This window comes from Marivirga salinae, from assembly GCF_030503855.1.
In the GTDB taxonomy this organism is placed as follows: Bacteria; Bacteroidota; Bacteroidia; order Cytophagales; family Cyclobacteriaceae; genus Marivirga; species Marivirga salinarum.
In genome coordinates, this window is the sequence record NZ_CP129971.1 from 1,553,052 (window position 1) to 1,566,326 (window position 13,275).

A 13,275-nucleotide genomic window follows, 5' to 3' on the forward strand; every position below is an offset into this window, starting at 1 on the left:
CGGATGGAGAAAATTTACGAAAAGAATCTTATTTATTTAGAGAATTTCTTGAGCAATTGCTTTTCCAAAGTAGCTGGATTAGTACTGATTTTTTGTGCTTTAATGAGCACCTCACTTTATGCTCAAAACACACAATTTTCCAATTATGGCTTTGGTGAAATCGCATTGAATCCTGCTGCTTCGGCTTCAAAAAATTTAATTGGAGCCAATGCCCTTTACAGAATTCAGCGCTATAACAATGGTATGAGCATTAATAGTACCCAACTGCAATTTCAATATGCGCTTATAAATCAAACAGCAGGAAAGCGGTGGGGAGGATTTAGTTTGGTGGCCCAAAGTGATAAAGTTTCAGAGGGCATTCCATACACCTTTTATAGCATAAAGCCAGGTTTTGCCTATAATTTGGAGATAATCCCTAACAATTTTTTAGCAATGGGAGTGGAGCTGAGTGCCAATCAATCAGGTTTTAATGCTGCAAATTTTACAACCGGAAGCCAATGGATGAACAATCAGGGCTTTGATGAAACCGCAGCTTTGGGAGAAGAATTCCAAAGACAACAGTTGACTTATTTTTCTGCTGCGACTGGCTTGATGTGGTATGATCAAGATGGAGAAGGTTATCGAAGAAATTATTTAGGAATCTCAGTTTTTAATCTCAATCAACCGGCTCGTAGTTTTATTAGTGAAGATGATCAAATCCCACTTCATTATACAGCTTTAGGTGGGTATCAATTTTTCAAATTAAACCGCCATGCTTTTTATGCAGAAGCTATTGGGACTAAAAGTTTGAATGATATATTTTGGGGAGCAGGACCAAGATGGTCGTACCGATTTGAGGATACCAGTCCATTTGATCCTTTTACAGCTGGTGAATTGGATATTTTTGCCCGATATTTTTCAGGAGACCGCATCAGTTTGGGCACTCAAATAGCCCAAAGAAATTTTTCAGTTGGCTTTGCAGTGGATTTACATTTGGAAAACGAAACTCAGATGGCTTCCACTGAATTTTCAGTGAGCATTTTTAAGCGATTGCCCATCACAAAAGAAGAAGAACTTCCGGATGATGAGTATGAGATTGGTAGTGCTAGGGATTTTGAAGAGGATAATTTTCAAGATCAGCCGGTAAAGGTCATCGAAAAGGAATATAAAACTTCAGTTAGCCGAGATTTCTCATTCGAACTCAGAAAAAACTTCAATTATGGGTTTAATGAAACCAATTTGAATGATGAAGCCAAATCCTATTTGGATGATATAGCCGTAATGATGGAGGCTAATCCCGCTTTAAAATTAAGAGTGACCGGTCATACGGATAATATTGGAACAGAAGAAGCCAATCAGAAAATTTCAGAAGAGCGTGCAAAAGGAGTTCAGGATTATCTGGAAAGTATTGGAATAGCTCCTGAAAGACTAAGCTATGATGGAAAAGGAGCCACTGAACCTTTGGCGAAAAATAATAATGAAGAAAGTAGAGCGAAAAACAGAAGGGTAGAATTCCTGATTTATGCTACTAAAGATTAAATACTATATCGTCTTTTTATTTGTTGCCTTTTCTGTTTTTGAATTGAATGGGCAAGATTTATCTCAAATTGGAAAAGGAGATGCCATAAAGGTAAATGGAGGGATTTCTGTTTCTCAATTGTTCAATAGCTCCTTTGGAGGAGAACAAAGACGTGATCCTTACAATTATTATCTCAATGGGAATTTGAATTTTTCCATTTATGGTTTAAGCGTACCTCTGACTTTTAATTTCTCCAACCAACAATTTGGTTTCCAACAGCCCTTTAATCAATATGGGGTAAGCCCAACCTACAAATGGATGACCCTGCATGCCGGCTATACCAGTATGAGTTTTAGTCCTTATACCTTAAGTGGTCATTTATTTTTGGGTGGGGGAATAGAATTGAGGCCCGATGGCCCTTGGAGTGTGAGTGCTATGGCAGGGAGGTTACAAAAGCCCATTGCAGCAGATACCGCTGCAGGGAACGATCCTATGTATCAACGTTTTGGCTATGGAACCAATGTGGGCTATAATGGCGATGGCTATCAACTGGATTTAATTTTATTTAAATCTAAAGATGATCCTAATTCCATTGATTTTGTGCCAGAAGATTCGGACGTATTGCCTGAAGAAAATATGGTGGTTGGTTTAAACGGAAGTACCACGCTTTTTAGTCGCTTTTCATTATCCTTTGAATATGCACAATCTGCTTTAAGCCGAAATGTAGAATCAGAAGCCAGCAATCGGGAAATATTTGCCCCTTTTCCGAGCAGCAACGGTTTATTTAGACATCGTTTGTCCACTTCCTACTATCATGCTTTAAAATCTAATCTGAATTATGGTGGAAAGGGATATACAATCGGAATAGGATACGAAAGGGTAGATCCTGAATATAAAACCCATGGAGCCTATTATTTTAATAGCGATTTGGAGAATATAACGGTCAACGGAGCGACCCAATTGTTTGACAATAAAGTAAGCATTAGCACTAATGTTGGCTTGCAAAGGGATAATTTGAATGATCAAAAAATGAATCAAATGACCCGTTGGGTAGGGGCGGTAAACCTGAATTATACGGCTTCTGATAAGTTGAACTTGAGTTCGAGTTATTCCAATTTCCAGACCTATACTAATATCCGTTCACAGTTTGAGGATATCAATAATCCCAATCCATTGGTGCAACCCACTGATACTTTGAATTTCACGCAAATTTCTCAAAATATTAGTTTCAATACGAATTATATTTTAAAATCAACAGAAAAAAAATCGGCTTCTTTAACGGCTAATTTATCTGCACAGCAAACGGCTGATGAGCAAGGGGGAGCAGAGCAAAATTCCAGTTCTATGTTTTATAACGGTAATCTTGGCTATGTGAATCAATGGAAACCGCTGGAGCTTAATGTTTCAGCTTCCCTAAATGTAAGTCTGCAAGAATCCAACAATATGCAAAACCTAACAGCTGGACCTGTTATATCGGCAAGTAAATCCTTATTCGAAAAGCAGCTGAGAGTAAGTCTGTCTTCTGCCATAAACAATAGTTATAGCAATAGCCAATTACAAAATACCATTCTCAATTGCCGCCTAAGCGCAACTTACAGCTTGAAGGAGAAACATAATTTCAGTTTTACTAATGCCTTTATCAATAGAAAAACTTTAAGAAATGAAGTGTCTGGAAGTACGATTAGGGCAGAATATAATGGGACATTGACTTATAGCTATCAGTTTTGAGTTGGTACGAGCGGTACGAGCTAAGAAGCTCGCACCAGCTCTCCAGTGCTAGCGCGAGCTTCTTAGCTCGTGCTATTAATAAAAAGCTCCCCAGCTCCTGCCTCGTGCTAATGTTTAAAAAAGCCACCAAATGAGCAGAAAGTACAAATTTTTAAATAAGGAAGGAATATACTTTGTGAGTTTTGCAACAGTCTACTGGATAGATGTTTTTATTAGAGAAACTTATTTTAGAGAAGTAATTGAAAGCTTGAAGCATTGTCAAAAAGAGAAAGGAATGGAGATATTTGCTTACTGTATTATGACAAATCACATTCACTTAATTTTTAGAGCAAAAGAGCATAATCCTGGAGACGTATTAAAATCATTTAAACAGTTTACCTCTAATAAGTTGCAAAGTGTAATATCGGAAAATGTAAAAGAAAGTAGGAGAAATTGGCTCTTGTGGATAATGGAAAAGGCAGCTAGCAAGAATTCAAATGCGAAAAAAAGACAATTCTGGCAGCAGCATAACCATCCCATTGAATTGTGGAGTCCAGATGTATTGGATCAAAAATTAGAATATACGCATAATAATCCTGTGAAAGCGGGATTTGTAAGGGAGCCACAGGATTGGAAATACAGCAGTGCAATAGATTATTGTGGAGGGAAAGGGTTGTTGGATATTTCGTTTCTTTGAGTAAAGGAGTTCTAACAATGCAAAATACAAATGCTAATCAGTAAAATTTAAGTGATTAGATATTCATATATTGGCCATTTGTAAGAGGTGTATTGAATATTGAATCTTTGAGCTAAAATGGTATGGTACGAGCTTGGAAGCTTGCCAGCGAGGATTTAGTTAAAGTAATTGAAGAGAGCAATTAAAAACAATAGTATGGAGAAATTTTGGTATTGGAGGATTTATTATAGATTTCTCCCGTTAGGGTTAATAATATTATTAGCTGGTGTTATACTTTTCAGTGAAAAGACTAAAAAATTAAGCCAAGCAAAAGGTTATTTTAGCTTTTATGAAAAGCATAACGAATATGTGAAAAATTGTGATTGTAGAATGAATAAACTAAAGTTTTTTTTAACGGATGAAACAGATCCATACTACATTAGAAACCCTAAAAAGATAAAAAAAATTCAAAATAGTGATATTAAAAAAGGGCAATTGGTTCAAATTTTTCATAAGAACAGAAGGATTAAACAATTAATAGTTAATGAAGAAAACGTTTTCAGTAGAGATATAATATTCCCTTTACTACTTATAATATTTGGTGTAATGACTATTTTGATATGTGCATTTTACATATTTAAAAGAGCAAAAATTTAATTAAATTACTGATATAACATATTTTTAAATAGTTTCAATTCTCTTATTTTATATTGAAATTCTTTTGAACTTAGAAAATAATGAAAACTATTTTGTTGTGGTGATACTTTTTTTTACCACCCTCACTCAATCCATTGATTAACAAATAAATGCAGCAAGCGAGTAAGAAAATGGCTTCCGAGCTCGCTCTAGCTGGTGAGTAATATAATTTCAATTATTTCCTATGTGCCCTTCGCGTAAATCTTAGAGAAACTTCGTGGTAAAAAAACAGCCTATAGCTGTCCTTTTGTTTTCTTTTGCCTCTGTGGTTTAATATTATTTCTCCTTCGTTTCCACTTTTATTTTGCTTTCTAGCGTTTTATGAACAGGGCATTTATTGGCTATTTCAATTAGTCTTTTTCTTTGCTTTTCATCCAAATCACCTTTTATTTCAATGCTCCGGTCAAAGAAAGTGATTTTACTGTTTTCAGATTCGCAATCTTCACTATCCTCATCGTAGCGTTGATCTTGATCCACATGAACCAGAATTTCATCTACATCCCATTTCTTTCTATTGGCATACATGCGCAAAGTAATGGCAGTGCAGGCGGCTAGTGCTGAAGTGAGTAATCCATAAGGAGAGGTGCCGAAATTATTTCCTCCAACATTTTCTGGTTCATCAGCTACTAAATGATGACCTTCAGCCACTATTTGGGTTGTGTATTTCTGTTCCTCATTGCCAATGAACGCTACCGTTTGGGATTTAGTAGAGATTTTCTTTTGATCTGGTCTTTCCAGATAGCGTTTTGCCCACGTAGCAATTACTTCACCTGCATATAAAGAATCTTCCTTATTGCTTAATAAATGATCCGCACCATCCAAAGAAATAAAACTTTTGGGGTGATGTGCTTTTTCATAAATCGCAGCTGCATTTGAAATATCAACTGTTTGGTCTTGTGGAGAATGTAAAATCAATATAGATTTCCTCAAATCTTCTATTTTTTTCAGGTTGTCTTTGCTTTGAAGATCATCCAGAAATTGCTTTTTAATAGTAAAAGGACGCCCACCAATGTTCACCTCTGCTTCCCCCTTTTCTTTTATCTGTTCTTTTCCATCTGCAATTAGATGTAGCACATGATCTGGTTGGGAAGGTGCTCCAATTGTAGCCACTGCTGAAATGGAATCTATTTTGCTAGCGGCCATTAAGGCTGCAGCGCCTCCCAGGGAATGACCAACCAGCATAGTGGGTGCTTTATGATTTTTTTCTAAATATTCTGATGCTTTTAAAAGGTCTTCTATATTGGATGAAAAATTGGTGTCCGCAAAATCGCCTTCACTTTGTCCTAATCCTGTAAAATCGAAACTAAGGACAGCAAAGCCTTTTTTAGTCATGCCTAAAATTATATTTCTTACAGCATTAAGGTTTTTATTGCAGGTAAAGCAATGCGCGAAAATAGCGAAGTTGTGAGCATGATCATCAGCAGGAAAATGAATTTCCGCAGCTAATTGATCTTCCATTGAGCCCTTAAAATTTATTCTTTCCTTTTTCATGTGAGAGTATGAGGATTTGTTTATTCTCAATTTAGCCAAATCATTCTGAATTGATTAATATTAAAATAAAAATGACGTGGAACTGACCATTTTTTTTACTTAAAAAAGTATTGAATAATTACATTAGCTGATAAAAAAATGTGATTTTTCAAAAGTATTATTAACTTTAGATGCATTAATAAAAAAATCATATGCTATTTGTCTCTATTTAGAGGCAGTTAACGCATATTTAAATTCATAGAAAGATACTAAAACTTAAAAGTCTAAAATTTAAACCATGTTAAAAGAGCAGCTAAAAATTTTAATTAAACTAGCCACAATTGATAATGAGCTGGCAGATAAAGAATCAAACTTGATTGAAAAAATTGGAAAGGCTAATGGGATTTCAGAGGATGAAATATATAATATGATGAAAAACCCTGAGCCGATCAAAAACTTAGATAGTTTGTCAGAAGATCAAAGATTTGAATATTTATATAATATTATTCAATTGATGAAAATTGATGGCAAGGTTTACAAAAGTGAAATTGTCTTCTGTCAGGAAATTGCGCAAAATTTAGGCTATAAAAAGAAAGCTGTTTCAGAACTTTCAAAAAGCATATACAGCGATCCTAGTATAACCAGTGACCGAGAGGAGTTAAAAGCTAGGTTAAGAAAGCATTCTACACGATAAAAAAGGCCCCATAATGGGGCTTTTTATTTATGAAAAAATCTTTTTTTAAAATTCTTGCCAAAATTAATAAAGCCATACTTCCTAGTTTCGCCAAAAAGGATTTGACCAAACTTAAAAAATGGGAAAAGGCTATTGTGGCTTATAGGTATGTAGTGACAAAGAACTCTTTATAAGGAAATTATTAAAAATTATCATTGAAATATTCCTGCCCTTTCTGAATATATTTTTGATCAACCAAAAAGTAACTTTCTCTTTCTTCTCTTTTAATTAAATCATTTAAAATTTCCTTGGCTTTTTCGTCCTTCTCTAATTCATGCAATACTTTCGCATACAAATAGACATTGGCTGGATGTTGAGGTGCTATTTCATATGCCTTTTTTAAAAGTCGATAAGCTTCATCATTTGAAGGCCAAGTAATTATTAAAGGAATATTTGGAGCCTCTAAATGCAATCCACCCAATAATCTTAAGGCACCGGCTTGATTATAGTTTTCATCTAATTTAATTGCCTTCTCAGATAATTCCTTAATTTCATTTAGCACACCTTCTTCTGCTGCTCTTGTTATATCAATTAGATCAGCCCAACGAGCATAATTAGCTGCATGCCAATAAGCAATGGCACTGTTTTCTGGATAATCAGCGGATTTATTTTTAGCTAATTCAATAGCTTTATTGTAAAGTTCTTTTTGTTCTTCTTGGGAAACATTAGTCCAGGAGGCTTTATATTCCCAACTCTTTAAAAGCCCTACAGTTTTTTCAGGCTCTTGATTGCTTAGCTTATAATATTCAATGGCTTTGTCAATGTTCTCGCTATTAGCTTTTCCGTCCTCCACAATTTCAGATCTTTTTTCAAAAAATTGTTCAGCCTTTTCAAGATTTGATTGAGATAAAAGGGTGTTTGAAAAGAATAGTATTGAAATAAAAAGCGTGATGTTAATTGAATGCATATTATGCTTAATTTTCTTCGATATTATCATTAAAAAAATAGTCTGCTCGAATAACGAATGAAAATGGGTATTGTTGGGTGGTTAAGTTATCTTATGATTTATTTAAAAAATCATTAAATTCGAAATTCTATTAATTTTATATAACCATGAAAGCAAAATCTGCCGAAAATTCTAGAACAACTATTACCGAATTAATGATTCCATCTTATGCTAATTTTGGAGGTAAAATTCACGGAGGAATCCTTCTTTCTTTAATGGATAAGGTGGCTTATGCAACGGCTACCAAGCACAGTGGAGCTTATTGCGTAACGGTTTCGGTTGATAATGTAGATTTCCTCCAACCTGTGGAGGTAGGTGAGCTGGTTTCCATGATGGCCTCGGTAAATTATGTAGGAAATTCCAGTATGATTATCGGTATAAAAGTAATAGCTGAGAATGTGAAGTCAGGTTTGGTAAAGCATACTAATACCAGCTATTTCACTATGGTAGCTAAAAATGAAGATGGTAGTTTGATGACCGTTCCTTCTTTGATTTTAAACTCAAAAGATGATGTGAGAAGATTTGCTGAGGCTGTAAAAAGAAAGCAATTAAGAAAAGGATATCAGGAACAAATGGAAGCTGAAAAATCGGCTTTTACTTTTGAGAAACAGAAAGAATTAATTGATGGTCAGCGATGTGAAGTTCATATAAAAGAAGAAAGGTAAGCTTTTCCCCTATTAAAAAGCTTACCTTTTAAAATTGAGGCTTATGATTGCTTAGACTTCAACCATTCTTTTGCGTCTTCTATATTTTTAAAAGTAGCCATCTCCAAATGTCCACCTATATTCATGTTTAATTCTTTCGCTGACATTTCTGAAAAGGTATTGGCAGAAACGACATGAGCATAATATTTTAATCCTGATTCAATGACTTTTGGTATCAAAACAGATTCGATCCAATCCATCGCTTGAGTCCAAGGACCAGTGGACTTACTATCATCATTTAATAAATAAGGACATTTTGCTTTTTTAACCAAATCAGCAAATTCTAGTCCCCAGTTTTTTATGGCATCAACATTAGCATAGCCTTCCCAATCACAAAATATCCAGTTATTGTCAGCTTGGTACTCAGTCTTACAAATTACTCTACCGAGGTTATTTTTAGTATTAAAATTCATTTAAATAAATATTTATAGGGTTAAACATGATTATAATTTAATATTAATATCAAATAAACTAAAATATTAAGAACCATAAAGTTTATATTTGATTCGTATAATACATGAGCGGTAATAAATGCTATTCAATCAATTTAAAATGATGAAATGAAGAGAATAATTTTAATGATTTCTGTGGTGATTGTTGGGTTGATCTTTTATTCACTATTTCAATCAGATAATATTAATTCTTTGGAAGGCGATTTTGAAGAGTTGGCTTTTGAAAGAAATGAAAACAATACGGGGCCAATTCATAGAGTGTATGTTTTTTCTGTGGAAGATACTGTGTGGTCAGAAATGAAAAAGCATTCTGATTTATTACCTCATACTAAATATGGAACTACTGAAGTCTACTATTTTTTAAAGGAAAAGATATCAAAATCTCAACTGAAATTAAGTCTAAATGGTATAAATCAAGAAGCAAAATCTAATTGTATTGCCCATTCCGTAAAAGATGGCCAGTCTAGAATCAATTTCAAAAAATATCCATTTTAATAATCATCAACCATGCCCCGTTTGGCTGGTTTTATCAAAGCTATTCCTGCATTCCTCGATAGGACAGCGTTGTCTTCAAAGAAAAAATTATTTTAGTTTAGTAATTATAATCTAAGTAGTCACATCGTTTTTGATAATAATTAAAATTTCAACAATACTTTCCAAGCTTCCATCACTTTATTGTCTTCAAGTAATTGATGAGCTAACCTATGTTGATCTTCTTTATTATTATCGCAGCTAACGGAAATTAATAGGCCTTCTAATTCTGAAGCTTCGGGGATCTTCTCAACATTCCCAAGTTTCCCTAAGTCATTCCCTGTTAAAACATTACTATTTTTAATCTCTTCTGGTAAGGCATCCACCCCAATCCCCAGTTTTTGCAAAGGTTTCTCTACTTCAAATAATGCTTTCTTAGAACGACTGTACCAGTTGCCTCCTAATCGGCCAATAGGATCTAATTTGAAAGGATCAATTTTTCCATCTTCATCTAAAATTTCTTCATCCACATGGATGTGAATCACTTCACAAATGACCAAATTTCCTGCACCTCCATCTTCTCCGGTTTCAATCACTTGGTTTACTTTGCATTCAAATGCCACAGGTGACTCGGCAACTCTTGGCGGTTTCACTTTGGTTGATTTTGCTTCAGTAAATCCTGCTTTCACAAATTCGTTAATACCCTTGTCATATTCCGTAGATGCCAGTGACATTTGCTCTACCATTGGATAATTTGCAATATTGATGACCACTTCAGCCACTTCTTTCACATTTTCATATGAATGCTTTGTGGTGTTGTTTCTACCTCTTCGGGCAGGTGAAAAAATTAAGATGGGTGGATTAGCGCCAAATACATTAAAGAAGCTAAATGGACTTAAATTCACTTTTCCTTCTTTATCAATAGTACTAGCAAAAGCAATGGGTCTGGGTGCTATTGCTCCCAATAATAAACCATGCAATTCTGGTGTTTTGATGGATTTTGGATCTACTTCTTTATAACTCATGCCCGAATTTTGCTAAAGTTTTCTGAATATTCAAATGTTTTATGATTAGTCGTTCTCTTGCAGCCACATTTCTAGAACTAGCAATGCATAAATCATATAATCCGTATTCCTTTCCTGATATTTTACACCCTTCATCAGCAGCATGATTTCGGTATAATTCACATAGTTGTAAATTTTTGCTTGGGGATTGAAAAGCAAATCTTTCAACAACTCATTAAAATCATGCTTTAGCCAATTTCCTATTGGTGCTTCAAATGAAGTCTTTGGTGCTTGGGTTACGGATTTAGGAAGTTTATCGGCATATATAGACTTTAATATATGCTTTCTATTGAAACCAGAAATTTTGAATGAGTTAGGCAACTGATTACTGATTTCAAATAATTTATGGTCTAAAAATGGAGAACGAGCCTCAATTGAATAAGCCATACTTGCTCTATCCATTTTTACTAAAATACCCGAAAGAAGGTTGAAATTTCTGTCCCAATGCATGAGCTGATCAAGGTCTGAAAGCTTTGAGTCAAAATGTTGATTTATGATTTCAAATGATAAGTTTTGAATTTCATTCGGTCTGTTCCAAAAATTTGAAATATCAGCATCCTGAAACATATCTGTTGTGTATAGCAAATACCTTTCGGATGAAGATAATGATGCAATTCTTGAAATCCGGTTCAGAAACCCCAATTTTGTTCGTCTTTCCCCAGTTGGAAGTATGTTTTTCAGATGTTTTGTGAAAGTTAATTTCTTAATATTTTTAGCAGTAAAGTACCTTCTATAGCCTCCAAAAAGTTCATCACCACCATCTCCATTTAGCATTAATTTAACGTGGTAAGAAGCTGATTCAGCAATTGCTAAATTCGGAAGTGCACTACTATCGGCTAAAGGCTGATCAAAAGTGCAGATTGATTTCCCCAATAAAGCTAAAGGGCTTTTATCAATTTTGATGATTTCATGATTTAAGCCCAATCGATGAGCAGTCTCTTTGGCAATTTGGCTTTCATTTTGAGTGGTTTGAAAAGGATATTCCACTGTAAATGCCTTCAGATTTTGCTCATGTTTGGAAGCTTCATAAGCAATAATGGAGCTATCCCATCCACCTGATAAAAACAATCCTTTGGATACATCTGCTCTTAATCTAATTTTGACAGATTCTTCTATGGTTTGTTGGGTTTTTTCTTTTGCTTCAGTAAATGAGATTTTCTCTTTTGGCAAGTATTGATGTTCCCAATAAGGGAAAATATTTAATTTACCATTTTGATATTTTAAGCAATGTGCTGGAGGCACTGTAAAAACATTTTGATAGATAGTTTCAGGTTCTGGGATATTGGAAAAGCATAAATAATGATAAATCGCATTTTCATTAATCTCAACGGCAATATCATTCAATTGCATTAGCTTTTTCAAGCTTTTTAGCTCAGATGCAAAAAGGAGAAAATTGGAGTTTTGATAATAATATAAAGGTTTTTGCCCCATTCTATCCCTTACTAGCAGAAAGCTGTCTTCCTTTTCTTCATAAAAGGCAAAGGCAAACATTCCTCTGATAGTTTCTAAAGCTTTATGAATTCCTTGTTTTAAGATGAGTTGAAAAAGGATTTCAGTATCCGATTGTGATGGAGAGTTGAGCGATGTGGCAATTTCAGGATAATTATAAATAGCACCATTAAAGACTAGATAATGTCCTGAATCATCACCGACAGGTTGCTGTCCGCCATCAATTCCAATAATTTTTAACCTTTGAGTACCAAGGTTTGTGTTGGATGTGCATATTGAGTGGCGCTCATCCGGTCCGCGGTGGTTCATTAAATAGAGGGCGCTGTCAAATTTATCCTTTTCTAAAGCTCCATTTCTTGACCAAAACCCGGCTATCCCACACATAATTAAATCTTTAATTTATCGAAAATTAAATAAAACTTTTCACATCTGATTAAATTCAGACCCTATTCCTTCCTTTGGGCAATCCTATTGTATATACTAGGTCTTATGTGAGCATTTTTTCGCTCTAGCGAAATCCTTCTGTTTTCTTTTGTCACTCCCGACTTTCAGTACAGGACAGGTTATGTGGTTAAAAGAAATGTAGCCTTTGGCTACTTATGATTTGTCAGTCATCTCTATTATCGTTAGAATATTACCGTTTTTCAAAATAAAAACCACTGATCTTTTGCAAAATCCTCTTTGTAAATGGCGTCATCAAAGCGATAATATTGGGCAGGTTTATGAGAAACACCCGTTTCTTTTTCATTCATAGCAACTAAAAATCTATTTCTAAGCATTCGTTTCCTAAAATTTCTTTTATCAAGTTTTTGACCGACTAAAGCTTCATAAAGCGTTTGTAATTGCCTTAGAGTAAATTTTTCAGGCAATAAGGAAAATGCAATAATAGGTTCTCTCTTAATTTTTTCCCTTAACATTGCCCAGCCTGTATTCGCTATTTCATTATGGTCAAAACCTAATTTCTGTGGTTTTTCTATAGGATGCCATAAAACTTCCTCTGCAAATGATGAAGGTCTATAATCAAAATCTTGAGTTTTCACTAAAGAGTTGTAGGCAACAGTGATCACTCTGGCTTCTGGGTGTTCCCTAACTGATTTAATCCATTCTACATCAACAGGATCAGAGGTTCGATCTGGTGAGCCAAAAGTTTTAAATTGCTCTAAGTATAAATTCTCCATGCTTGTAAGTTCATAAAGAACACGATTAGCGGCTACATCTAAATCTTCTCCTTTCTGTACTAAATCTCCAGGCAGTGCATAAACATTTTCACCTTCTTGCTTTCTCTTTATCAATAAAATATTGATCTTTTCATCATCAAAGCCAAAAACGACACAGTCGACCGATATATGCGGATTGTAATGGAATTCTGACATGTTTCTATTCAATTAGTATTACAAAGATAATAAAAT

Annotated in this window: 13 protein-coding genes; 7 read left to right on the plus strand and 6 right to left on the minus strand. The window is 34.5% G+C overall.

Features of this window, described 5'->3' with window-relative positions; all coding sequences use genetic code 11:
• Positions 1-3 precede the first annotated feature (3 nt).
• From QYS49_RS06585 to QYS49_RS06600, 4 genes are all read left to right on the plus strand, one after another.
• Complete coding sequence (locus tag QYS49_RS06585) at positions 4-1,518, plus strand: PorP/SprF family type IX secretion system membrane protein (RefSeq protein ID WP_308350924.1); 1,515 nt, start codon at positions 4-6, stop codon at positions 1,516-1,518.
• Positions 1,502-3,226 carry a TonB-dependent receptor gene (locus QYS49_RS06590; protein WP_308350925.1) on the plus strand — a complete coding sequence of 575 codons (1,725 nt, stop codon included), beginning with the start codon at positions 1,502-1,504 and terminating at the stop codon, positions 3,224-3,226. The genes QYS49_RS06585 and QYS49_RS06590 overlap by 17 nt, the downstream gene beginning before the upstream one ends.
• 130 nt (positions 3,227-3,356) lie before the next feature.
• Positions 3,357-3,902, plus strand: a complete 546-nt coding sequence (locus QYS49_RS06595; RefSeq protein ID WP_308350926.1) for an REP-associated tyrosine transposase — start codon at positions 3,357-3,359, stop codon at positions 3,900-3,902.
• Positions 3,903-4,097: 195 nt separating this feature from the next.
• Positions 4,098-4,538, plus strand: a complete 441-nt coding sequence (locus QYS49_RS06600) for a hypothetical protein (RefSeq protein WP_308350927.1) — start codon at positions 4,098-4,100, stop codon at positions 4,536-4,538.
• 315 nt (positions 4,539-4,853) lie between these two features.
• Here the strand turns inward: QYS49_RS06600 and QYS49_RS06605 are convergent, their stop codons facing one another.
• Positions 4,854-6,035 (minus strand): bifunctional alpha/beta hydrolase/OsmC family protein, encoded by a 1,182-nt coding sequence (locus QYS49_RS06605; RefSeq protein ID WP_308350928.1) that lies wholly within the window; start codon positions 6,033-6,035, stop codon positions 4,854-4,856.
• 310 nt (positions 6,036-6,345) lie between these two features.
• Between QYS49_RS06605 and QYS49_RS06610 the strand changes: the two genes are divergently transcribed.
• Positions 6,346-6,741 carry a TerB family tellurite resistance protein gene (locus tag QYS49_RS06610; protein ID WP_308350929.1) on the plus strand — a complete coding sequence of 132 codons (396 nt, stop codon included), beginning with the start codon at positions 6,346-6,348 and terminating at the stop codon, positions 6,739-6,741.
• 181 nt (positions 6,742-6,922) lie between these two features.
• Here QYS49_RS06610 and QYS49_RS06615 read toward each other — a convergent pair whose 3' ends face one another.
• On the minus strand, positions 6,923-7,687 hold the full coding sequence (locus QYS49_RS06615) for a tetratricopeptide repeat protein (RefSeq protein WP_308350930.1): 765 nt from the start codon (positions 7,685-7,687) through the stop codon (positions 6,923-6,925).
• A gap of 146 nt (positions 7,688-7,833) precedes the next feature.
• Between QYS49_RS06615 and QYS49_RS06620 the strand changes: the two genes are divergently transcribed.
• Positions 7,834-8,391, plus strand: coding sequence for an acyl-CoA thioesterase (locus tag QYS49_RS06620; RefSeq protein WP_308350931.1), 558 nt, complete (start codon positions 7,834-7,836; stop codon positions 8,389-8,391).
• Positions 8,392-8,432: 41 nt separating this feature from the next.
• Here QYS49_RS06620 and QYS49_RS06625 read toward each other — a convergent pair whose 3' ends face one another.
• The gene (locus QYS49_RS06625; protein ID WP_308350932.1) at positions 8,433-8,843 is read right to left on the minus strand and encodes a hypothetical protein; all 411 of its coding nucleotides are present in this window, start codon (positions 8,841-8,843) and stop codon (positions 8,433-8,435) included.
• Positions 8,844-8,990: 147 nt separating this feature from the next.
• Here QYS49_RS06625 and QYS49_RS06630 point away from each other — a divergent pair, with 147 nt between their 5' ends.
• Positions 8,991-9,377: a hypothetical protein gene (locus QYS49_RS06630; RefSeq protein ID WP_308350933.1), complete on the plus strand. Its 387-nt coding sequence runs from the start codon at positions 8,991-8,993 to the stop codon at positions 9,375-9,377.
• A gap of 140 nt (positions 9,378-9,517) precedes the next feature.
• Here QYS49_RS06630 and QYS49_RS06635 read toward each other — a convergent pair whose 3' ends face one another.
• The 3 genes from QYS49_RS06635 to QYS49_RS06645 all read right to left on the minus strand — a co-directional run bounded on the left by QYS49_RS06635 (position 9,518) and on the right by QYS49_RS06645 (position 13,239).
• Positions 9,518-10,378, minus strand: a complete 861-nt coding sequence (locus QYS49_RS06635) for a flavin reductase family protein (protein ID WP_308350934.1) — start codon at positions 10,376-10,378, stop codon at positions 9,518-9,520.
• Positions 10,379-10,423: 45 nt separating this feature from the next.
• The gene (gene asnB / locus QYS49_RS06640) at positions 10,424-12,250 is read right to left on the minus strand and encodes an asparagine synthase (glutamine-hydrolyzing) (RefSeq protein WP_308350935.1); all 1,827 of its coding nucleotides are present in this window, start codon (positions 12,248-12,250) and stop codon (positions 10,424-10,426) included.
• Positions 12,251-12,510: 260 nt separating this feature from the next.
• Complete coding sequence (locus tag QYS49_RS06645) at positions 12,511-13,239, minus strand: NUDIX hydrolase (RefSeq protein ID WP_308350936.1); 729 nt, start codon at positions 13,237-13,239, stop codon at positions 12,511-12,513.
• Between the last annotated feature and the right edge of the window lie 36 nt (positions 13,240-13,275).